Here is a 24341-nt window from a genome sequence, read left to right on the forward strand (position 1 = left end):
ATAAACATTTAGCGATCGCAACAACGTTATCCCATCTGAGGATTTTGCAACACTCCAGTAAGGCTTTAAGCATGTGATGAGTTGTAAGTTTTATTTCCTGGGATATCAGTTGTAGCTTCAACTATGTAACGTGGACGACGACGAGATTCATCCAAAGCCCGCCATAAATATTCCCCTAAACCCCCCATCATCAACATTTGCAATCCACCCAATACCAGGACTACAACCATTAGAGATGACCAACCTGGTGTGGGATGACCGAAGATAGCATTGATCACAACAAATCCAGCAAAAATAAAACCCACTAGGGCAACAATAAACCCTATGTAGGACATGAGGCGGATGGGTAGGTAGCTAAAAGAGGTCAGCGAATCAAGTACCAGCTTAAGTTTTTTCTCCAAACTCCAGCCAGAACGTCCATGCGATCGCACTCGTTTATCATAGGTAATGTAAGCCTGACGAAAGCCCATCCAGGTAATCAATGCCATGAGGCTAACATTGCTTTCATTAAAAGTATGTAAGCTTTCCATAACTCGACGGTCGATGAGGAAAAAATCAGCACCAGTGGCTGGCATTTGTTTCATGCCAACTACTTGACGCATCAAGAAATAATACAAGCGAGCAAAGCCTACTTTACTTGTTTTTTCCCCAGGACGACGTTTACGAACTGCCCAAACTACTTGCGCTCCTTCATGCCATTCTGCTAAAAGTTCTGGTAAAGTTTCTGGAGGATCTTGCAAGTCTGCTGCCATAATCACAGCACAGTCACCTTTGGCATAGTGTAAACCGCAGGTCATGGCTGTGTGAGAACCGAAATTTCGAGAAAAACGAATTCCATGAACTCGTGAATCTCGTTTGGCAATATTGGCGATCGCTGCAAATGTCTGATCGACTGAATGGTCATCCACCACAATCCATTCCCAATCAATTGTAAGAGAATCTAGTACGTTAGAAAGACGTTCGTAAAGTAAGGGTAGATTTTCTGCTTCATTGTAGGCTGGAGTAATTACCGATAGCAAAGACCTTTTTATTTTGTCTTCAAATGATGGTGATAGGCGTAAATCATAATCTCTCATGGTTTTTATACTCTAAACTTATAAGGTTTTCTATCATTTCCCACTAATAAGAACTATTCCAGTTAAAACTACAGCCAAGCCAGCCAGCTGGCGAAATGTCATTGATTCATGAAACACAACTGTGGCACCTAAGGTGACTAAAACAAATGTCATGCTAACTAAGAGTGGGTATGCAATATTGAGCGGCTCCGTCGAAATAACTCGAAACCATACAAGGCTAGCCAAGCCGTACAATAAAAAACCGATGTCGAAAGATGGTTGACTCACCAAGCGAAACAAAGAATTTAGCAGTTCAGCTGGATTCCCTCCTAATCCACCAGCGCGAATAATTCCAATCCGCAACAAGATATTAGCTGTTACAGTCAACCCAGCACTCAAAATCACCAAATATAAACCGCTAGTTGTCATTTATTTTTCAAACCTACACTCAAGCCTGATACGCTTTTTTCAGCAACTCTATCACCCGCTCCTGTTTCTGTTCGCTCATTGTGGTAAAACAGTGGCAAAATAATGCCGTGGTCTTGATATTGTCAACTTTCAGCTAAACGCTCCCATATTCCTTGATATTCAGTAGCAACTATCAACATATCTTTTAAGTGTTTCATAGCTTCAACGAAAAAACGATCGCCTCCCAAGCAAAAGCGATCGCTACAATCTTTTGAAGTTTTTCAATGAATGTTAATTTCTTTTCAAGATTCAAACTTGACAGGCTGTTTTCAAAACCTCAACCACTCGATCCTGTTCTTCTTCAGTCATCTGATGAAACAATGGCAAAATAATAGCACGCTCCTGAGCTTGTTCACTTTCAGTGAGGCGCTGACAACTTCCTTGTTTGCAATCACAAGCATCGCCATCAATGCCACAAGACCAAGCTTCTATACTGTAAGCGCTTTCCCGGTGAGCGCACATAATTCCGCGACGTGTCGATACCCCAGCATCTAACATCGCCTGCATCACTTGCACTTGGTCACATTTTTCGGGCAACCTCACGCAGAAACTCTGCCAGTTACTTTTTGCCCAAGCTGGTTCTGTCGGTAATTTCAATCCTGGTACATCTGCCAACATTTCCTGATACAACTGTGCCAAATAACGCCGACGTTCAACAATTTCTGGGAGGCGTTTGAGTTGTTCCCGTCCCACTGCTGCTTGGATATCAGTCATGCGGTAGTTGTAACCAAGCATGGGGTAAGACTCAAATATTACCTGTTTTGCTCCGTGACGCACGGTATCAGGAACGCTCATTCCGTGTTGACGCCAGAGGCGAAATTGCTTATCCCATTCTGGGTTATTGGTGGTCAGCATTCCCCCGTCACCAGTGGTGATCACTTTGCGGGGGTGAAAGGAAAAACAAGCAATATCACCGTGTGGTTTACCGATTTTCTCCCACTTTCCATCCCAAAGAATTTCACTGGCGATCGCACAGGCTGCATCTTCAATTACTGGTAAATTGTGACTGCGGGCAATGTCCAAGATGGGTTTGAGGTCGCAAGGCATCCCCATTTGGTGGACAATGAGAATAGCGCGAGTGCGATCGCTAATCACATCTTCAATCAGCATCGGGTTAATGTTATATGTTTGTGGCTCAATATCCACAAACACTGGGATTGCCCCACAATAGCGGATGCTGTTGGCGGTAGCAATATAGGAATGACTGACGGTAATCACTTCATCCCCTGGCTGCACTCCCAAAGCTAACAGGGCCAGGTGTAGCGCCGTTGTACAATTGGAGACAGCACAAGCAAATCTTGCTCCTACGTAAGCCGCAAACTCTTGTTCAAAGCCGGAGACTTCTGGTCCCTGTGTCACCCACCCAGACATAATTGCACGCCTAGATGCCTCTGCTTCGGCTTCACCCATCCAGGGTTTAGCAATAGGAATAGTTTGTATCTTTTCAGACATTACTTGTTTCCTTTGTCTGCTTTTCAGAACGCCACCAATTCACTAACCGACGTAACCCCTCTTCTAAAGACACTTCTGCTGCAAAACCCAATAATTTCTGAGCTTTACTAACATCTGCAAGTCGGCGCTGTACGGGGTTGACTTTGCGTTCTGGACCGTATTCTGGCTGCAAGTCCGATCCCATTACCTTAGTCAAGCTATAGGCGAGGTCATTCAAACTACTTTCGACACCACTAGCAACATTAAATACCTCATCTGTAACATCGGCTTTAGCAGCTAAAATATTGGCTCTGGCGATATCTTCGATATACACAAAGTCCATAGTCTGCTTACCATCACCAAAAATAAGTGGTGGTTGACCTGCGGCGATCCGATCCATCCACCGGATCAGTACTTCGGTGTAAACACCATAAATATCCATACGCGGTCCGTAGACGTTGAAATAGCGTAAAGCTACATAGTCTAAACCGTACATCTCGTAGAAACTACGTAATAATCCTTCATTAAAGACTTTCGCTGCACCGTAAAGGGTACGGTTATTATAGGGATGATGAGATTCCGTGGTGGGGAAATCCTCTGCCATTCCGTAAATCGAAGCAGAAGAAGCAGCGACTACTTTTTTGACTTTAGCGTTGACTGCGGCTTCCAAAACATTAAACGTGCCATCAGCCAGCACTTCTAACGCCAAACGGGGTTCCTCAGCACATTGCGTAATACGGATTGCTGCTTGGTGAAAGACATAATCTACACCTTGCATGACTTCCCCTAAAAGTTTTTGATCCCGAATATCGCCTTCAACAATCACCAGAGGGCCATGTTCTTTTGCCCAAGCCAGGTTCGCCAATCGTCCGCGCGTAAAATTATCTAAAACAATAATTTCCGCAACTCCCTCGTTAACTAGTAAATCAGCAATATGGGAGCCAACTAAACCTGCGCCACCTGTAATTAATACGCGACTATTTTGCATTTTCTTTGAGTTGAATTATTTCCCGTTCAGGAATTTGAATACTTTCCTGAAAGTTATATATAAATGCTAGGAAAAGAAGAAAATCACGACTGAACAAAACAGTCTATTTTTCTGGTAAATTTTAACTAAGTAATACTAGACAGAGAATGCAAACTTCTCGACTGCAAAGTCTTCATTTACTAGTCCCATCTTGCCGCTTCTCACGTCTACCGTAAACAGGGCATTCTTTTTTCCACTCTTGTCAGCAGCAAGCGCATACAATTGACCAGAAGAAGAGAAGTTCAAGTCTTTAACATCGTTGATCTGAGGGCGTCCTTCAAAGTTCAATGGAGTCAGTCTCTGAATTTTGACTTTGCCCGTAACAATAGCTTTCTCTTGCAAATTCATTGAGATTAAAATTGGCACACCTTCTGAACCAGTTTCGGTTGCAAAAATATTTCCTTTCGGATCTTGGCATAGGTTAGCAAATCGATGAGCGGGCGGCAATGAGGGTAGATCCAGATCATCCTCAGAAATAATTTTACCGTTTCTGGAATCTATCGTTTTGAACGTAAAAGGAGGAAGACCTTCAGTTCCCACTATACACAAAAGTTGATCTTTGGAAAGGCTTAACAAGCTTTCAATAGTCTGGTCGGCTGTCTCTAAATCTAGAACTTTTTTCGCTCTGAATTGAGGGTTCTTAGCACTTCCGACAGTATAAATGAGACGGTTGAAATAACCATCTCTCGTGTTAGAGACTATGGGAATTACTAGATTCCCATCTCCAAGTGCTGTCAATTTCGTAATCCGGTCAGAGTCACCAGTAAAGAAGGCCCGAGATTTTTTCCGTACAGACGATGGATTGTCAACAGATTGAACTGGTACATTGGTTTTTGAGACAACCTTTCCTGTTTTCGCATCAGCAGTACTCAGTTCCACTGGCGGAGTTTGGTCTTCCCGATTTAGAGCATTGGATGTACTAGGAAGGTTTATTCCATAAAGAACCTCCTCACTCTTCCCATTATTTTGATCATTATTTTGAGCAAGTGCCTTACTAGAGATATCGGCAACAATGGTGGAAGTCAAACCGGCAGCGGCCAGTTGGGTAAATTGTCGGCGTTTCAAAGGTGACATGATTATATTTTTTGGGAGACTTTAAGGAACAATGAGGTTTGCATTTGGCGTTTGGGGTCTAGCTCCCATGTCTGCTAAAATGTTGACAGTTATTTGCTTGGCGCGAGTATCTTCCCTAGCCGGGCTGACACCATCACTGTCTAGCCCCCAGGCCCATTGAACGGTGCCGGATGCAAAAACTTTAGCTCCACTACTAGCTGTGTAGCGAACTGAGTTAGCCTTGGTAAAATCCTGGTTCGCAGGGAGGGCTTCTTCTCCAGGCGGTTCGTCGAAGTTTGGCAATACGCCAGCAGGCACAACTGTTGACTCGGACAAGGTCACAAGACCTGAAGGAGCAGATCCATTATTAACGGTAAAATCCCATTCATAGCCTACTAACAGAGCGAGTTGATCCCCGTTTTGGAGTCCCGTGTTCGCATAGTAAGGATTACCACTGTTAGTGACAACATAATTATAACCGCCGTAAATATTTCCGGTATCACTACCGTACATGACTCCTAACAAGGCGTTTTCCGGTCGCTGATTCTGGAAACTGCGGAATTTATTAGTTGCTGCTGATGCTCCTTGTTGCTGGGCGACTGAATCTAAGTCCCAATCTTGTTTGTAGCACGCCATCACCCGGTTTGGCTTCACTTGCCCAGCAGCAGAAGTAGAATTTTCAAACCTCACTCGCCAATAGCAAGTATTGGCAGAGAAAAATCCCAAATTAATTCCAGCATTGCGTCCAGCTTCGACGGCATCACGCATTTCTTTAGACCAGTACTCATCGTGACCTATAGACAGGAATACTTTGTGATTGTTGGGATTGAGCGATGTTTGCCCGTTGGCGTGAATCTGCATGTTGTCAGTGTAGGTGACATTGTAAGCTTGAGATTCCAGCCAACGCACCATATTGTATTCCCATCGCAGGGGTGTATTAGTCTCGCCTTGATTGCTTGACTGGGAAAAGGGTCGGTCGTAGGAAACCTTGTAAGCTCTCTGACCACCAAGGCTGTTAAAGCTGTACAAGCTGTAACCCCCCGTTGTGCTATAGGCCAGAACAGTAGAAATGGCGCTCTGGAATAAGATGTCGGCAGTGCTGCTATCATCCCGGACAACAAACCACACATGTGTCATCCTGTTAGTTGCCTGATCAGTCAGCTTGGCAACATAAATACCGCTAGTCCAGTTATTGCCTACTTGCAAGACGTAGGAAGTTGTCCAGTTACACTCGACTAGGCGGGTATTGGGATCTAAGGTACAGGCAGGTTGGGTTACGCCATTGAGCGGGCCACTACTCGCTATCAGCCTTCCTCCCGTGCCACCATAGTAGCCCAGGCGGTATACGTCGATGGTGTATTGTCCTGCTTGTCCAAGAGAAACCTTAATGTCCAGCGATCCCCCTTTATTGACACTGGTCGCTGAGGCATAGCCGGCGATCTCGCCATTGGCTTGGTTGACAACCTTCCAGTTAGTCGTGCCAGGATTCTGGTTTTCCAAATAGATGGGATTAGGATTGACCGGAGTTGCTGTCGCTGAGAAGGTGGTACTGCCTATGCCCACTGCCGTCGCAGTTACTATCACCCCATCAGGTCCGCTAGGAACAGATCCTAGTGTCAAGGTCGTACTTGCTTCACCGCTAGCATTAGTTACTGCACTCCCAGGTGAGACTGACCCTCCGCCATTGGTAACGGCAAAGTTCACCGTGACCCCTGACTGAGGATTGTTTTGAGCATTTACGACTCGCACGACTAGGGGGTTGGGTAGAGTCGTTCCTATCGCGCCAACCTGATTGTCTCCACTGACTTTAACCAAGGCACTGCCAGCAACAAAGGCGATATCGCGATAATAGTTACTATTCTGATAAGAACTGGTTGGGAAAGAATTCGGATTGACGTTATACACCCCATTGTTGCCGTCAGCTACTGAGCTAAGATCGCCGTTGACTATGGAACTTCCCAGTTCGTTATAAGTTATGGCATAATAGGCATTGACGTTGACAGAGACGACGTAGGTCGTATTAGCTTGAATGCTAACTGGCGTTGCTAGAAGCTGTTCCTGCCAGCCAGAGGCAGTTTCGTTAGTAAAAGTGACGCTTGCCAGAAGAGTTCCCGTTTGTGTCCATATCTTGCCAACATGAGTTCCTGTCTCGCTAGCGGCTTTCCAGAATCGAATGGCAGTAATCTGTCCCCCTTTAGAACTGCGGAATTTCATCCCTAATTCGTAGGGAACGTTATCAGTGAAATTTGGAATAGTCGGAGATTGAGTCGTCAAAACTGTTTGTGCGTTTCCTGATGGAGTAGCAGTGGCTGAGAAAGTAACACTACCTATTCCGTTTGCTGTGGCACTTACAGTATTAGTTATAGGAAGTGTCGCACCAGGATTAGCTCCGAGTGTCAAGGTGGTACTAGCCTGACCGCTAGCATTAGTTACTGCACTAGTGGGCGAAACTGACCCCCCACCAGCAGTAACAGCAAAGTTCACCGTGACCCCTGATTGAGGATTCCCTGCACTGTCTTTGACTTGGACAACCAAGGGATTGGGCAGAGTTGCCCCTGTTGCACCAGTCTGATTGTCGCCGCTAACTTTGGTGATCGTTGGAAGAGCAACAGCAACAAAGTTGATGTCACGAAAATAATTAGTATTCCGGTAGGAATTGCTTGGAAAGGCTCCTGGAGTTCCATTAAATACCCCATTGTTGCCGTCAGCTACTGAGCTAAGATCGCCATTGGTTATGGAACTACCCAGTTGATCATAAGTGGCTACATAATAAGCATTTACGTTGACAGAGACCACGTAGGTCGTATTAGCTTGGATGTCAACTGGGGTGCTGAGAGTCTGCTGTTGCCAGCCAGAGGCAGTTTCGTTAGCAAAAGTGACACTTCCCAGGAGAGTTCCCGTTGCCGTCCAGATCCTGCCAGTATGAGTTCCGGTTTCGCTAGCAGCTTTCCAGAAGCGAATGGCAGAAATTTGCCCTGCTGTCGCACTGCGGAATTTCATGCCTAATTCGTAGGGAACGCCATCACTGAAATTTGTAATACTTGGGGCTTGATTAGTAAAGAGGAAAGTCATGGCTTTTTTGCAAAGTATAATTATTTACTTTTACACCCTGATATGCCTGCGATTGCCAACAAAAAAGTGTGCAGTTGTGTGTAGTGCAACTACATACTAATAACGAACTAAAAAGATAAATACTAAATGAAATTAAAGGATTAGAGAGGTTGGGAAATCAACATTAACAATTGCTAAAAATTTTACTTTGTCAAGGTTAGGATAAGCATTCCCAACAATTCTATCAATTAATACTCCACTATTTTGCGTTTTCCATATTCTCCGATGGTTCGTATCCTTCTCGCCAACGTAAAAACCGAGCTGGGACGCCTGCTACAATTGCATAAGGTGCTACATCCTTATTTACAACTGCCCCAGCACCGACAATACTACCCTTACCGATTGTCACTCCAGGCAAAATAACTGCATTCATGCCAATATCGGCTCCTTCTTCAACTTTTACCGATTTAATCTCCAAGTCTGTTTGGATAATCGGAACATCAATCGGCAATGCGGTATGGGTCGAACCCAAGACTTTTGCACCTGGTCCCCAGCCTACATAATCTTCAATAATTAAATCACGGGCATCAAAGTAACTCTGTGGACCAATCCAAACTTGATTCCCTATTACACACCTACCATCGAATCTTCCCTGAATATAAGTTTGGGAGCCGATGAAGACCTTATTACCAATTTCAAAGGTTTCTAAATGCTTGAAACCTACACCACTACTAATACGAACGCCGTGTCCGAATCTACTTGCGACTGCACGCCAAATGACTCGTCGCATTAACACATCAAAATCTCCATCACCGATAGCAAAGCGAGCGTACAATTCGATTAATCCGTTATTACCGTATTGATGGCGTAAATACTCTGCTAGTCCCATCTCATAATCTGGGTCTGGCTTCAATTCTTGTGAACCATGTACAGCTTTGACTATCCTACTTTTAACTAGCTCAGACATTTAAATACTCTCACGCACGGCAGCACTGACAAATTCTATTTGCTCTGAAGAAAGTTCTGCACACATTGGCAAGGAAAGCACTTCATTGGCTACCAATTCAGCACAAGGAAAATCACCAACTTTATATCCTAAGTCTGCATAAGCCTGCTGCAAGTGTACAGGAATGGGATAATGAATACCTGTCTGAATTTCCCGCTCTTTTAGTTTTTGTTGTAGTGCATCCCGCTGGTGAGTACGCACGGCATAAACGTGGTAAACATGATAACTATAGGGCATCACCCTTGGTGTTGTGATGCTTGAGTTTGCCAAGAGTTGATCATACAAGGCTGCATGTTTCCTGCGTGCTTCCGTCCAAGCATCTAAATAGCGCAACTTGACTCGCAAAATTGCACCCTGGATACCATCCATGCGATAGTTATAACCCTTAAGAACATGGTGATATCTTTGCTCTTGTCCCCAGTCCCGCAACATCTTGATGGTACGGGCATATTCAGGATTATTAGTGACTACTGCGCCACCCTCGCCGTAAGCACCTAGATTCTTGCCTGGGTAAAAACTAAAACAGCCAATATCCCCAATACTACCTATTCGTTGTCCTTTGTACTCAGCGCGGTGAGCTTGGGCAGCATCTTCAATTACAGTCAAACCATGACGCCGAGCAATTTCCATAATCGGGTTCATGTCTGCTGGTTGACCATACAAATGAACCGGCAAAATGGCTTTAGTTTTTTCGGTAATGGCTTGTTCAATTTTGGTGACATCGATGGTGTAGGAAACCGGGTCAATATCTACAAATACGGGCGTCGCTCCGGTATACACAATTGCCGCAACCGTTGCAACAAAAGTAAAAGGTGTAGTAATGACTTCGTCTCCTGGACCAATACCAGCTGCCAGTAATGCTAAGTGCAGGGCGCTGGTTCCTGTATTTAAGGCTATACCGTAATCGGCATTGCAATAGTCAGCAAATTCTTGCTCAAAAGCTGCGACTTCACTGCCCAAAATAAATTGGGTACTTTCCAATAGCTTGAGAACGGCAGTATCAATCTCTTCTTTAATACTTAAGTACTGGGCTTTTAAATCTACAAATGGAATCATAGTGCTACCTGTGCTAAATTTAGTTCAACTAATTGACCATGCTGCTTCATAGATTGGGTAGCAGCTTCCAAAATTCTTACTACTTGCAATCCGGCTTGACCATCTGTTATGGGGCGATCGCCTTTTTCAATACAATCAATAAAGTGCAACCCTTCTGTCCGTAGTGCTTCCGTCATATCTAAATGAGGAGACCACATATCTCCTGTGCGATAACCAATCAACATTTGATATACGTTTTCCGCAGAATTACTGCCATTGACTGTAATACCTTTGTCGTAGATTTTGACTTTTTCGCTTGGTTCTAAGTCATCATAAACAATCATGCGTTGGCTACCACCAATCAATGTGCGGCGTACTTTCACTGGTGCTAACCAGTTGACATGAATGTGAGCAATTAAGTTACCTTCAAAGAACAAAGTCAGATAGGCAATATTTTCCGGTTCTCCAGGAACATGACTCATGCCTGTGGCCGAAACTGCATAAGGCCGAGATGGCAATACATAGTTCATAATTGAGAGGTCGTGGACTGCCAAATCCCAAATCACATTGACATCATGTTGGAAGAGTCCCAAGTTGACGCGTACAGAATCGTAGTAATAAATATCACCAATGGCATTGGTAACTACTAGATCCCGCATTTTACGTACTGCACCCGTATAGACAAAGGTGTGATCTACCATTAATACTAGGTTGCGTTTTTCAGCCTCTTCAATTAGCCGCAGAGCTTGTTCTGAAGAGACAGTCATTGGTTTCTCTACCAGTACGTGCTTACCAGCCTGTAATGCAGCCAAAGCCAAGTCGAAATGGGTAGACACAGGTGTGGCGATCGCCACAGCGTCTATTTTGGGGTCGTTAAATATATCACGGCAATCTGTTGTAATATCTATTTTCGGGTATCTTGCTTGTACTCTTGCCAGCAGTTCTGGTTTAAAATCACTGACTGTTTTTACTTGTGTTCCTGGAATTTCAGCAAAGTTTCTGACCAGATTCGGACCCCAGTATCCGTAACCGATGACACCGATATTAATGTTGTTACCCATTTTTGTCTTATACGTTTTTGTTAATGAACTTTTGACTTTACATAAATGCAACATCCGTAACTTCTCAATTAGGGGTTACAGATGCTTTGATATTTCATTGGTTTGCTAGTTTTGGTGTTCATGCTGATTGATTAGCTACAAATACTGGCTGTCATTTCTGCATTTTGAGAGCGATCGCGTACATCACCGATGACACGAGCAGGTATTCCCACCACAATTGCATAATCGGGAACATCACGAGTAACTACTGCCCCAGCGCCAACGATGGCTTTTTCTCCAACGGTCACACCTGCTAAGATGGTGGTATTGCTACCAATAGATGCACAGCGTTTGACTCGTGTCTCTACAACATCCCAGTCATCATCTGTTTTTAAACTACCATCTTCATTAGTGGCACGCGGATAAAGGTCATTAGTAAACATCACACCATGACCGATAAACACCTCATCTTCGATGATGACGCCTTCACAAAGAAAGCTATGGGACGAAATTTTACACCGACTGCCTACGGTGACATTTTTCTGAATTTCCACAAACGTACCAATCTTTGTGTCATCCCCAACGGTGCAGTTATACAGATTTACAAGTTGGGGATGAAAAATTTTTACATTCTTCCCTAGCTTGACATCATCATTTATTGGCATTATTCATTCCCCTTTAATTAATTGATTAATATTTTTCTCCAGTTTTCCAAACCGCATCTTCTAAGTAAGTACATTCATCAGCTTGCCATGGATAATCTGGTCGTTCAAATTCGTGCATACTGACTTCAAATTGGCAAATTTCTCGGAGATTTTCTAAAAGAGTATCGCTACGTCGTTCGGAAAACCATGTTGTTAAGGTGTAGGAACCCATGTAAAGCCGCAATTTAGGTATCTCACATCGAAAAATATGAGTTCCCGGTTCATGGCGAAAAGGTGCATCAGAGAAAAACCAAAAAATAGCTATAGGCTGTTGCAAAGCACTAACTATTTGAAACGAAAAGGAAAGACTTTCATGAGGTTTCTCTATATTTAAGGCAAACTCAAAGGTAATAGGTTTTCCCCAGCAGTGAATTCCTTCTCCTTCGGAAGCATGTACCCGCGCCCAAGCTACATAATTGCCTGTTTTGCTTGTAGGAGCTTGGTAATAGCCAGCTTGCTCGGAATCATCTTTTTGCCCTGTAAGATATAACTGCACTGCTTTGGAAGTATTACCATCAAACTGGATGTTACCTTTAGAAAGCAATATGCAACGTTTGGTTAGCTGGGCAATAGCCTGCATACTGTGGCTGACAAACAAAACTGTCCGCCCTTCTTTGGTGGCGACATCTCCCATTTTCCCTAAGCATTTCTTTTGAAATGCGGAATCGCCCACTGCTAGCACTTCATCTACAATTAAAATTTCTGGCTCTAAGTGAGCAGCAACGGAAAAAGCAAGGCGTACATACATTCCAGAAGAATAGCGCTTGACTGGTGTATCTAAAAACTTTTCTACTTCCGCAAAAGCAACTATTTCATCAAACTTCTTCTTAATCTCGACTCTACTCATCCCCAATATAGAACCGTTGAGGAAGATATTCTCCCGCCCTGTAAGTTCTGGGTGAAATCCCGTTCCTACTTCTAAGAGGCTTGCTACTCGCCCTTTGATAGCAATGCGTCCCTTTGTTGGTTCGGTAATGCGGCTCAGGACTTTTAGGAGTGTCGATTTTCCGGCTCCGTTCCGTCCAATCACACCAATAGCTTCACCCTGCTTAATCTCAAAAGAAACATCTTTTAATGCCCAAAATTCTTCACGGGTAGGGTTAGATATTTTTTTGGGGTCGGGCTTAATCAGTCTCTTTGCCAGAGACTTAGCTCCATTCGCAATTACATCTCGTAGAGCCTTGTAACGGTAGCGGCCAGAGTTGTCTTGTTGGTGAGCAATAATAAATTTTTTACCCAGATTTTCGACGCGAATTATGGTATTAGACATCTGCTCTACTCCTTCCTAAATAACGTCAGCAAACGTCCGTTCCATTTTACGGAAGTACCAAATGCCACTTACTAGTAACAAGGCAACTAATCCGACAGACAGTGTAAATCCAGGTAAGTAAATTTGTGACTCCCCACCTAAAATTGCCCAGCGAAAGCCATCAATCACACCCACCATAGGATTTAATGAGTAAAGTAATCGCCACTGCTGCGGTACAACACTACTGCTAAAGCCCACAGGTGAGATATACAAGCCAAACTGCACAATAAAAGGTACTATGTAGCGAAAATCACGATATTCAACATTCAATGCTGCCAACCACAAACCCACTCCAATTGATGCTGCAAAGGCAATCAAGATAAATACTGGTAGAGTTACAATTCGCCAGTCTGGTACAAAGTTATACCATGCCATTAGTGCTAACAGTATCATGCCGGAGATCATGAAATCTACAAAGCTGACTATTACTGCACTAATTGGTACTATCAAACGGGGAAAATATACTTTAGAAACTAAGTTGGCGTTGCTAATTAAACTATTACTACTCTCACTCAACGCATTGGCAAAAAACTGCCAGGGGAGCATCGCAGAAAATACTAAAATTGGATAGGGCGATCCCTCTGAAGGCAATTTAGCTAAATTTCCAAATACTACGGTGAAAACAACCATTGTTAAAAATGGTCGGATTAATGCCCAGGCTATGCCGATCGCAGTTTGTTTGTAACGCACCAAAATATCTCGCCAAGCAAGAAAATATAATAGCTCCCGGTAGCGCCAAATGTCTTTCCAATACTGACGTTCGGTGCGTCCAGCCTCAATCACTAATTCTTGGTCAGAGGCGATTTCTCGACTATTCATAATTATCTGTATATAGCTCTTCGTTTTGAACGTTTCCGATGATGATCACACCTTCTCTACAATTCGCCTCCAAATAGTAGAAATGAAGGTTACGTTAGAGGGACTGAGATCAAAAGACCATCGAAGCCCAACTCCTAAACAAATAGCAATCTATTATGTTTTTAAGTAAATTTGGTTTTGCTCGTTATCAGGCAAAAAAAGGTATGTAACTAAAAAATAGGGTTGCTTGCCTTTTAATAACGTTCCTAACTAATACTCCGCTGCAATACATCTAAATATTGTCGAGATATGATCTCAGGCGTATAGTGCGATCGCATATACTGACGACCAGCCTTACCCATACGCTTTGCTAATTCCCGATCTTGACTCAGCAGGCGAATAAACTCAGCCAAACCATGGCTATCCCCATTTTCAAAGGTGTCACCACAATTGGCTTGTGTAATCATTTGTCTTAAGTATGAATACTCGGAACAAATGACTGCAACTGGTCGCCCAGTCGCCAAGGCTGGATAAAGTTTACTGGGAGCAACCAAACTTTCCATACCCTCATCAACACTTACTAGAGATAAGTCACCAGCTGTGAGCGAGTAGGGTAATACTTCTTTGTCTTGATAAGGTAAAAATACAAAATTTTTTAGCCCTAAGCGATTTACCTCCTTAATAACTTCTTCTTGTTTTGCTCCACTACCGATAAACACAAACTGAATTGGTTCATCTTGGAGTAGTTTTGCAGTCTCCAAGATAGTATCCATATCGTGACAACGACCCATGTTACCTGAGTAGAGCACAGTAAACTTATTGACTAAGTTATGCTTCCATGCAAACCAGTTTTCTTGTTTGGCAATAGGTACAATTAAATCAGGATCTCCCCAACTGTGAATTACAAAAACCTTATCTTCGACCTGTGGACAAATAGCAGTCACTCGCATTTTCATTGCGGGACTCAGAACTATTATTGCTTTGGCTTTTTGCCAAACTAACTTATTTAGTTTTCGCCACAGCTTTGCTACCCAATGGTCTTTTGAGATGACATTCAGAGCGATCGCAATATCTGGATAAAGATCATAGAGTATGCAAACATACGGAAGTCTAAACCAGGTATGGGCAAGATATCCCAGAATTGGCAAAAATGGTGGTGCTGTGGTCAATAATAATAAGTTGAAACGACGACCATTTTTTAGTAAATGGAGTGCAGCACGCAGAGTAAATAGAACTCCATTAACTGCTTTACCTCGAATTCGTCCTGGCCATAATTGAGCAGTACGCGATCGCTGCACTAGTACTTTACCTAAGTGCTGTACCGATGGGGCATGAGAAGATTTAAAAGCATATCCTGGTTGACTTGTAAAAACTTCAATGTCCACCCCAAGATATCCCAATTGTCTGGTGAGTTCTTCTAGCAATTGTCCTGTGGCAGCGTAATCTGGAGGAAAAAACTGAGTCATGACCGACAATTTGACCATTTTTCCAGTTTTTAGCAACTGCTCACTTTTAGCTTCTGAATTATCTGAATGAGTCGAGTTAGATAGAAACAATTTCTGATTAATCCATTTACTGAGTGTCATTGGCTATATCCTGTACAAATACTTTTCTAGACGCCGTTTCTAATATAAGAAGGCAATAAAATACACATTACTTAATAAAAACATTTTGAATCTCTCAGTACTGAATCCAACACAAATAAAGGGGAAAAGTATTTTTATGTGTCTTCAGAATACTTAATCTAAACTAAATAGAAGAATTTATTTTCTAGAAAATATACAAGCTTTTCTCCGTAGATTTAATTATATAGTTATTTAGATGTCAAGGTAATATATTTGGCATAAAATACAAGTATTTTCATATAAGTTTCAAGGAATCTTTAAAAAGTAAATTAATTGCATAGTTTTCGGTGAACAGACAAACAAAATTGAGACGAGTAAAATTGTGTGTAAACGAATATCGCCATAAAAAATATTTCAAAGCATGGTAAGTATTTGTCAAACAGACACAGAACCTACAACAGAAGCTGTAAGATAACTAATCTATTTTCACTCAATCAGCATTATCTAATTTTTAAACATGGAAATATCTCCGGTGTTTAAAGATATGTTTCATAAACAAACTGTAACTCTGACAAAATACTAATTAGCGTCATCAACTTTATCCTGTATCAAAAGACTTATCTAAATGGCGCTGAACTTCTTTCAGCACTAATAGGGGAAAACACTTTGGATAGTTAATTGTATTTTTTGATACTAACTAGTTGTTAGTTAATTATTAATTGAGGTTTTCTAAGACTATAAGATAATGACTTGGTTAATTTTATACTGCATCCAAAAACAAAGTTAGTTTGCTTACATGAATTGGCATGTGTAGGTTCAAAAGTATAGAACAACACAACATGTAAAAACAAAACTACTCGAATATCGATTTTTTAATATGATGTTGTTATTGGTGTATTTGATGCACTTATACAACATTACTTAAAAGCCGTGGCAATATAGCTTTTTAAGGAAGCTACATCTTTTACTTATCTTCACCTGTAAATTTCGGAGGATACACACGCTGTTTTATATCTTACATAATTAAAAATCATCACTTTGCTGGTTGTTTGTCATAACATCGATCTGCATGAGTATATTAGCATGTTTCAAATTTATTCTTATATTGAGACTCTGAAGACAATATGTTAGTCTTATATTAAAAATAAGACATGTAATAAAAAATACATGTTTTTCTTGTTGTCAAGTATCCTATTTGCAGAACTGTCTCTAAATTGCTCTTCCAAAAGAACTTAAATTTAATCCAAGAAAAGTAAACAAAAAAATATTGTATAAATAATGACTCTTATATAGCAATTATTTAAACTAAGTGTGATTAAATTTACTTTGGCATGAGGTAAAACGTTAATATATCTTTAATGTTAGCAATGCATCAAGTGCTTATTTGCTTGATTTTTGAAAACATATAATTTAGTCCTCTTTTATCACTTTAGTGGTATAAAACGTACTGTCATGATGGTTTCTGGGTATGAAATACAATCTGTCGTTGAGTTTTCTATTTCTATTGCTTTGAAAATAAAGTGGGCGTTGCATAATTACGCGATTATTTTGGCATTTTCATCAACAGTAATTACCGTGTCTCAGTGTTTGAGAGTCAGCCTAAATCATCCCATTATTGGGCAATGCCATAAAGTGCTACTCAAAATCACAGCAATTCCAAATGCAGATTGAATATTTACCAAACTAATAAAACAGGATTGTATTGCTGAAAACTACCGTGAAAAATTTAGTATTTAGACGGCATAGTATTAGTAAAACAAATCTTTGTCTATTCTCTTTTGACCAAGCTGTACTATTTAGCTGCACATAGTACATTATTAAGCACGGTATTAAGCTTGAGTAAGGCAGCACATGAATTTATAAACCGATGATATACTTTAGTCACAATTATGTAATCATCGCTATTTAATCAAAGACAAGTATATATACTGTGATGCTTAAAAATTATACAAAAACATTACTATAGCTACTTTCTGTGGGATTGCACTTACATTCAAACTGCGTATAGCAAATAGCACCTACATATTTACCAAATCTTTATAAATTATGGATAATCGGTCATATCAACCATCAAGTTCTGACAGAAATCCGAACTTCTTACCGCAACAACTGAGTAATCAATTTCCACCTTTTCCTTTATCCGACACCCAGGGAGATGATTGGAATTTACGAGATATTTTAAATGTTGTCAGGCGACGAGTACTAGTCATAGCCGGAGTAGTAGCTGTTGTGATGACAGCTACAGTATACTCATCCCTAAAGCAAAAGCCTGTGTATGAAAACAGTTTTAGGCTATTAGTCGAACCTCTGAATAATGAGAACAAGTTGTCAGAACTGAATTCTCAGCAAAACTCTAGTTCATCAAACCCTAGTCTGGATTATCAAAGCCAAATACAGGTTCTCAAAAGTCCGGGACTAATGAAAAATATTGTTATGAGATTGCAAAGAGACTATCCAGACATTAATTATGATTATTTACTAAAATCTTTGACTATTACTCGTCTCGGTGAAACCAGGATTATAGAAGTTGGTTATCAGAGTGATAATCCCGTAAAAGTCAAAGCTGTACTGGATGAGATTGCTAAAACTTATTTAAAGTATAGTTTGGAACAGCGGCAAACTAGTCTGCGACAAGGTCTCAAGTTTGTAAAAGAGCAACTGGTAGTCATGCAGAGGCGGGTAGATCAGCTGCAAAAAGAACAGCAGATATTCCGACAAAAGTATGATTTTGTTGATCCAGAAACACAGGCACAACAAATAGTTGCTCAGGCTAGTAGTCTATCTCAACAAAGACAAACCATCAATCAGGAGTTAGCTGTAGCTCGTAACAATTTAGCGAGCTTACAGGGAGAAGAAGGAGAACTGGCTACACTGAATAATGCGCCACTGTATCAACAGTTACTTGCCCAGTTGCGTACATTAGAGGTTCAAATAGCTGCCCAGACAACTGTTTTCCAGGAGGAAAATCCTACTATCAAGAATTTGCAAGAAAAACGAGAAAGCCTGTTACCGCTGCTACGTCAAGAAGCAGAACGCTTTATGAGTACAAGGCTTGCGGAGGCGGCAACACAACTTCAAGCTTTAGAGGTGCAGAGCCAAGAACTGGCCAAGGCAGAGCAGCAACTTGAAGAAAGACGTAAGCAATTGCCTGTCCTAACAAGACAATATACTGAGTTACAACGGAAATTACAAGTTGCAACTGAGAGTTTAAACCGTTTTCTCAATACCCGCGAAACCTTAGAAATTCAGGTAGCACAAACAGAATTGCCCTGGGAATTAATTCAAGCACCTACTCTGCCAGAAAATCCTGCATTAGTAGATATCAAACGTAGTTTAATATCAGGATTGTTGGCTGGTTTAATCTTAGGAATTGCTCTGGCTTTGCTACTGGAGAAGTTGGATAGTACTTATCATAGTGCTCATGTTCTCAAGCAAAAGATTCAAGAGCCTTTATTAGGATCAATACCTTTTGAGAGACATCTACAAGGTAGCCAACAGCATACTTCTCTACCAAAAATTTTGGCAAGGGCAACACCAGATTCCCTACCAAAGGACATTTCTGAACCTGGCGCGATCGCTCTGCGAGATACTACTAGCTACAGCACAGGTTTTTTAGAGGCTTTGCGTGTATTGAGTACAAATATTCAACTACTCAGTAGCGATCGCCCAATCAAATCTATAGTTATTAGTTCAGCTATGCCAGGAGATGGTAAATCTACAGTTGCATTCCACTTGGCCGAGATCGCCTGTGCAATGGAACAACGAGTTTTACTTGTAGATGCTAATTTGCGCCAACCTGTGATTCATGAGCTAGCAAATCTCAGCAACTTTTGGGGTTTAAGTAATTTAATTACTACAAACTTGCCAATCACAGAAGCAATCCGCCCAGCACCATTTATGAAGCAACTCTCTATATTGACTTCTGGCCCAATACCACCTGATCCAACAAAGTTGCTCTCATCAGAAAAAATGAAGCGACTGATGGAAGATTTTCAAAATACCTATGATTTAGTGATTTATGATGCTCCCCCCTTGCTTGGGTTAGCTGATGCTAGTTTAATAGCACCCCATACAGATGGCATTTTACTAATAGTGAGGATGGAAAAAACAGACTCTTCCGTACTGAAGCGGGCTTTAGAGAGTTTGAAAACGTCCCGGATGAACGTTTTAGGTGTCGTTAGCAACGATCATAAGCAAAACTCAGCCTATTAAGCTATCAGCTATCTGTGGTATTCATCATCGCAGTTTCCAATGAGTTGATGTAAATCTCGTGACTTGCTAGATATGACATCTATGAATTATGTATTTCTTCAGCTTCAAAGCAAAACGTAAATACGTTGGCGCTATTTTCAATGTGTTCCGATACCCAAAGTTTAGTAATAACAATTACACCACCCACAGTTAGCTGATCTAATATATAGCGTACTGCGGAATTTATGAGTAATCATCTGTTGTACATACTTAAAAAAATAGTATCATAAACTACTATTTTTTTGTAGTCGCAGAACTTTTTGAGCTACTGAAATTTGACTAGTTTAATTGTATAATTTTCAATGAATACTTGGATTAGATTTAGGGGATATCCAAAAAACACAATGTCCAGTCGTATAATTGATTAATTCCCCTAAATTCCTGCTTTAAAGTAGTTCTAGTCTAGGAGACTGGGACATGTCTGGATATTTTATTACTTGTAGGTCTTTCGAGACTAACTAGCAATCAGATGGCAATTATAAAAATATGTAAACCAGTGTAAAATTTTCGGTCTGGAATCAGAAATACTGGTGTAAATATGCATATTTTTTGATTTGCCTTTTTGTACTTAATCAAAAACAACTTTTAACAAAATTGGGGCAGTTGCATACAGCCCTAATGAAACTTTTTTTGCAAATGGAAGCAGTGTATGAAAGGCTTTTTAGTCATTATTGATCCAACCAAATTAAATTGGCAGACTACTGAGATAGAAGGGATAACTAATTTCTTCAAACCACACAAGATATATGTAGGGCTGCCTTTCTCAGCTAAGTCTGATCAATATGCGAAGGAGACGAGATGAAAAAGCTCATTCGCATACTCGCAACTATGTTGCTGACGACGTTGCTGGTGTTCGCCCTGAATACAGGTTTTCAACTGCCGATGCAGCGCGCGCTTGCCGTAGATAACCCGATAACCATTGAGAACTCTTTACCAGGTAATCCCAAATCAGAATGGGATATCAGTGGTGCTGGAAGTTCCAATATCCAGGGTTTTACTACTGATATTAGTTACAACCGAGGTGAGACAGTCAATTTCAAGATCAAAACTAGTAGCAATGCTACTAACTATCGCCTCGATATCTACCGTATGGGTTACTACAGTGGGAACGGTGCGCGCAAAGTAGCTACTGTACAGCCGAGCGCACAACAGATTTCCAACGCTCGCAATCAAGCAGCTTGTAATACAAACGCAACAACTGCACTATATGATTGCGGTAACTGGAATGTGTCTGGAACATGGACTATTCCAACAAATGCCACGTCAGGAATTTATTTTGCCAAAGCGGTACTTACTTCTGGAGCGACGGGAAGCAGCCATATTGTTTTCATTGTCAGGGATGACTCCAGCACATCAGATATCCTCTTCCAGACATCAGATACAACTTGGCAAGCGTACAACAGTTACGGTGGTGCAAGCCTCTACACCGGAGGGCCAGGTCCTAAAGGAGGTGCTTACAAAGTCAGCTACAACCGTCCCTTCAACACTCGTTCTGTGGATAACGGTCAGGATTGGTTATTCAACGCTGAATACCCTATGGTGCGCTGGTTAGAGGCTAATGGTTACAATGTTAGCTACTTTACTGGTGTAGATAGCGATCGCTATGGGGACTTGATCAAGAATCATAAGCTATTCCTATCCGTAGGTCACGACGAGTATTGGTCGAAGCAACAGCGCCAGAAAGTTGAAGCTGCGAGGGATGGGGGCGTCCATCTAGCATTTTTTAGTGGTAACGAGGTCTTCTGGAAAACTCGTTGGGAAAACAGTATTGATGGTTCCGGTACAGCCTATCGCACGCTGGTCTGTTATAAAGAGACACATGCCAATGCAAAAATTGATCCCACCTCAGAGTGGACGGGAACCTGGCGTGACCCTCGCTTTAGTCCACCAGCTGACGGCGGTCGTCCTGAAAATGCCCTGACTGGTACTCTTTTTACAGTCAACGATGGGGCTACAACCGCCATTCAAGTACCAGCAGCAGATGGAAAAATGCGCTTCTGGCGTAACACTAGCATTGCCAATCTCTCAGCAGGAAGTACAGCTACACTGTCCAGTCAAACCTTAGGCTATGAATGGGATGAAGACATCGATAACGGCTTTCGACCTGCTGGCTCGTTTCGCATGTCAAAAACCACGGTTAACAATGCTCCTATACTCACAGACTACGGATCAACTTTTGGATCTGGTACAGCCATTCACAGCCTAACGCTATATAAATATAAAGGTAGTACTGGCAAAGATGCCTTAGTATTCGGCGCCGGAACTGTACAGTGGTCTTGGGGTTTAGATATCAATCATGATCGTGTACCATCAGGTGCTACACCAGATGTGCGTATGCAGCAGGCAACTGTTAACTTGTTTGCTGACATGGGTGTGCAGCCTGCTACCCTCCAGTCTGGTCTGGTGCAAGCCTTTGTCTCAGGGGATATCCAAGTTCCAACATCGACCATCACCTCACCTACAAATGGCACAACTGTACAAACTAATACCTCAGTCACAATCAGTGGTACAGCAAGTGATTTTGGTGGCGGTGTCGTCGGTGGTGTAGAAGTATCAGTTGATGGTGGAGCAACTTGGCATCCAGCTAATGGTCGTGAAAGTTGGAGTTACAGTTGGACACCTTCAACAGCTGGAACTGTCACTATAAAAAGCCGTGCTATAGATGATAGCGGTAATCTTCAGACATCAGAAACACAGGTTACTGTCACAGTTGGATCTAGATGTAGCGCAAATAATCCGTGTAGCACTATTTGGGATAATAGCGCCACACCAAGCGTAGTTACAGATCCCGAAACTTCTGCGACAGAATTAGGTGTGAAATTCCGCTCTCAAGTGAACGGTTCTATTACTGGTATCCGCTTCTATAAAGGCCCTCAAAATACAGGAACCCATGTCGGCACCCTATGGAGCAGTAATGGAACACAACTAGCAAGGGCAACTTTTACCAACGAATCAGCTTCTGGTTGGCAACAAGTTAATTTTTCTAATCCAGTGGCGATTACTGCAAACACTACCTACGTTGCTTCCTACCACACTAATGTCGGCCGCTATTCTATTAACGAAGGATACTTTGCCAGTTCCGGCGTAGATAGCTATCCGCTTTATGCCTTACGTAATGGTGAAAGCGGTGGGAATGGGGTTTATGCTTATAACGCCAACCCGACTTTCCCCAACTCCAGCTATAACTCTAGTAACTACTGGGTAGATGTAGTATTTACAACTAGCGTTGCCCCTGACACCACGCCGCCAACAGTAACTTCTACAACTCCAACTAGCAATGCAACAGGAGTTAGTACCAGCACATCCGTTAGAGCCACTTTTAGTGAGGCGATAAACACAACAACAATTAACACTACTAACTTTGAGTTACGTGATGCAAATAACACGTCCGTAGCTGCCACAGTTAGCTATGATACGGCAAGCAACACCGCCACCCTGACACCGAGTAGTCCACTAACAACTTCCACAACTTACACTGCTACAGTCAAAGGTGGTACAAATGGGGTCAAAGACCAGGCAGGTAATGCCCTAGCCCAGAACTACAGTTGGTCATTTACTACATCTGCCACATCACTAGTTAGTATCTGGGATAATAGTGCCACACCTGCGGTTATTACAGACCCAGACAATTCGTCTGTCGAATTAGGTGTGAAGTTCCGCTCTGATGTCAACGGCTATATCAAAGGTATCAGGTTCTATAAGAGTCCGCAAAATACAAGCACCCATGTGGGAACATTATGGGATAGCAGTGGTAATCAGTTAGCTCAAGTCACCTTTACCAGCGAATCAGCTTCCGGCTGGCAGCAAGCAAACTTTGCTAATTCAGTAGCAATTAACGCCAATACTGTCTACGTAATGTCTTATCACACCAATGTTGGTAAGTACTCCGTAACTGAGAATTACTTTACCTCCAGTGTGGACAAACCACCACTACACGCGTTGCGTGATGGCGACAGTGGGGGTAACGGCCTTTATACTTATAGTGCCAACCCTGCTTTCCCTACTTCCTCTTATGCTGCAAGCAATTACTGGGTGGATGTTCTATTTAGTACGACACCCTAGAACATCTATTCACTAGTTCACGGTCTAGTTTATAGAGGTTGACAATTGTGACTAAAAGACTGGAGTTGAAACTTAACTCCAGTCTTTTTTATTGATTACGGTAAAAGCACATTCCCTTGTGGGTGGGGCGGTTGACGTTTTGATTTCTGAATTTTCTATTTTCGATATTCATCGCCGCAGTCACCAATGAGTTGATACAAATCTCGTGACTTGCTAGATATGACATCTATATTATGTATGTCTTCAGCATCAAGGCCAAACGTAAATACCTTGGCATTATCTTCAATGTGTTCCGATACCCCAAGTTTGGCACCTACAATTACACCGCCCACAGTCGGCTGATCTAATAGACATCTCCAAAAACTGCCTAAGTATCTCTGTAACTAGCTTATAGGGTGCGATCGCCAGTTTCGTAATCAGGCTAGTTTATACGATAGAATAGGGATTTGAGATATTTGTTGTTAATAATCAGACAAAAAAACGTGG

15 protein-coding genes and 1 pseudogene are annotated in these 24341 nt (G+C 42.0%); 2 read left to right on the forward strand and 14 right to left on the reverse strand.

What is annotated here, in order from left to right; translation table 11 throughout:
- Positions 1-65 precede the first annotated feature (65 nt).
- From ACE1AT_RS28890 to ACE1AT_RS28950, 13 genes are all read right to left on the reverse strand, one after another.
- Positions 66-1076, reverse strand: coding sequence for a glycosyltransferase family 2 protein (locus ACE1AT_RS28890; protein WP_374874582.1), 1011 nt, complete (start codon positions 1074-1076; stop codon positions 66-68).
- Between the two features lie 33 nt (positions 1077-1109).
- Positions 1110-1484, reverse strand: coding sequence for a hypothetical protein (locus tag ACE1AT_RS28895; protein ID WP_374874583.1), 375 nt, complete (start codon positions 1482-1484; stop codon positions 1110-1112).
- A gap of 288 nt (positions 1485-1772) precedes the next feature.
- Positions 1773-2975 carry a DegT/DnrJ/EryC1/StrS family aminotransferase gene (locus ACE1AT_RS28900; protein WP_374874584.1) on the reverse strand — a complete coding sequence of 401 codons (1203 nt, stop codon included), beginning with the start codon at positions 2973-2975 and terminating at the stop codon, positions 1773-1775.
- Positions 2968-3942 carry an NAD-dependent epimerase/dehydratase family protein gene (locus ACE1AT_RS28905; RefSeq protein ID WP_374874585.1) on the reverse strand — a complete coding sequence of 325 codons (975 nt, stop codon included), beginning with the start codon at positions 3940-3942 and terminating at the stop codon, positions 2968-2970. The genes ACE1AT_RS28900 and ACE1AT_RS28905 overlap by 8 nt, the downstream gene beginning before the upstream one ends.
- Before the next feature lie 135 nt (positions 3943-4077).
- Positions 4078-5055, reverse strand: coding sequence for a hypothetical protein (locus ACE1AT_RS28910; protein WP_374874586.1), 978 nt, complete (start codon positions 5053-5055; stop codon positions 4078-4080).
- A 21-nt stretch (positions 5056-5076) separates the two neighbouring features.
- The gene (locus tag ACE1AT_RS28915) at positions 5077-8106 is read right to left on the reverse strand and encodes a N,N-dimethylformamidase beta subunit family domain-containing protein (protein WP_374874587.1); all 3030 of its coding nucleotides are present in this window, start codon (positions 8104-8106) and stop codon (positions 5077-5079) included.
- Positions 8107-8344: 238 nt separating this feature from the next.
- Complete coding sequence (locus tag ACE1AT_RS28920) at positions 8345-9052, reverse strand: acyltransferase (RefSeq protein ID WP_374874588.1); 708 nt, start codon at positions 9050-9052, stop codon at positions 8345-8347.
- The gene (locus ACE1AT_RS28925; RefSeq protein WP_374874589.1) at positions 9053-10147 is read right to left on the reverse strand and encodes a DegT/DnrJ/EryC1/StrS family aminotransferase; all 1095 of its coding nucleotides are present in this window, start codon (positions 10145-10147) and stop codon (positions 9053-9055) included.
- Positions 10144-11187: a Gfo/Idh/MocA family protein gene (locus tag ACE1AT_RS28930; RefSeq protein WP_374874590.1), complete on the reverse strand. Its 1044-nt coding sequence runs from the start codon at positions 11185-11187 to the stop codon at positions 10144-10146. Before ACE1AT_RS28930 ends, ACE1AT_RS28925 begins: the two co-directional genes overlap by 4 nt.
- Positions 11188-11318: 131 nt before the next feature.
- Positions 11319-11831 (reverse strand): acyltransferase, encoded by a 513-nt coding sequence (locus tag ACE1AT_RS28935; protein ID WP_374874591.1) that lies wholly within the window; start codon positions 11829-11831, stop codon positions 11319-11321.
- 25 nt (positions 11832-11856) lie between these two features.
- Positions 11857-13140 (reverse strand): polysaccharide ABC transporter ATP-binding protein, encoded by a 1284-nt coding sequence (locus ACE1AT_RS28940; protein WP_374874592.1) that lies wholly within the window; start codon positions 13138-13140, stop codon positions 11857-11859.
- 15 nt (positions 13141-13155) lie between these two features.
- Complete coding sequence (locus ACE1AT_RS28945) at positions 13156-13998, reverse strand: ABC transporter permease (protein ID WP_374874593.1); 843 nt, start codon at positions 13996-13998, stop codon at positions 13156-13158.
- A 245-nt stretch (positions 13999-14243) separates the two neighbouring features.
- Complete coding sequence (locus ACE1AT_RS28950; RefSeq protein ID WP_374874594.1) at positions 14244-15563, reverse strand: glycosyltransferase family 4 protein; 1320 nt, start codon at positions 15561-15563, stop codon at positions 14244-14246.
- Between the two features lie 2025 nt (positions 15564-17588).
- Here ACE1AT_RS28950 and ACE1AT_RS28955 point away from each other — a divergent pair.
- Both ACE1AT_RS28955 and ACE1AT_RS28960 read left to right on the forward strand, forming a co-directional pair.
- Positions 17589-19754 (forward strand): GumC family protein, encoded by a 2166-nt coding sequence (locus ACE1AT_RS28955; RefSeq protein ID WP_374874595.1) that lies wholly within the window; start codon positions 17589-17591, stop codon positions 19752-19754.
- Between the two features lie 837 nt (positions 19755-20591).
- Positions 20592-23855, forward strand: coding sequence for a DUF4082 domain-containing protein (locus ACE1AT_RS28960; RefSeq protein WP_374874596.1), 3264 nt, complete (start codon positions 20592-20594; stop codon positions 23853-23855).
- 155 nt (positions 23856-24010) lie between these two features.
- On the opposite strand, the pseudogene ACE1AT_RS28965 reads toward ACE1AT_RS28960, so the two are convergent.
- Positions 24011-24211 (reverse strand): annotated as a pseudogene (locus tag ACE1AT_RS28965) (aldo/keto reductase); the annotation flags it as partial.
- Positions 24212-24341: the final 130 nt, after the last annotated feature.

Source organism: Pelatocladus sp. BLCC-F211, assembly GCF_041928655.1.
Lineage (GTDB): Bacteria > Cyanobacteriota > Cyanobacteriia > Cyanobacteriales > Nostocaceae > Pelatocladus.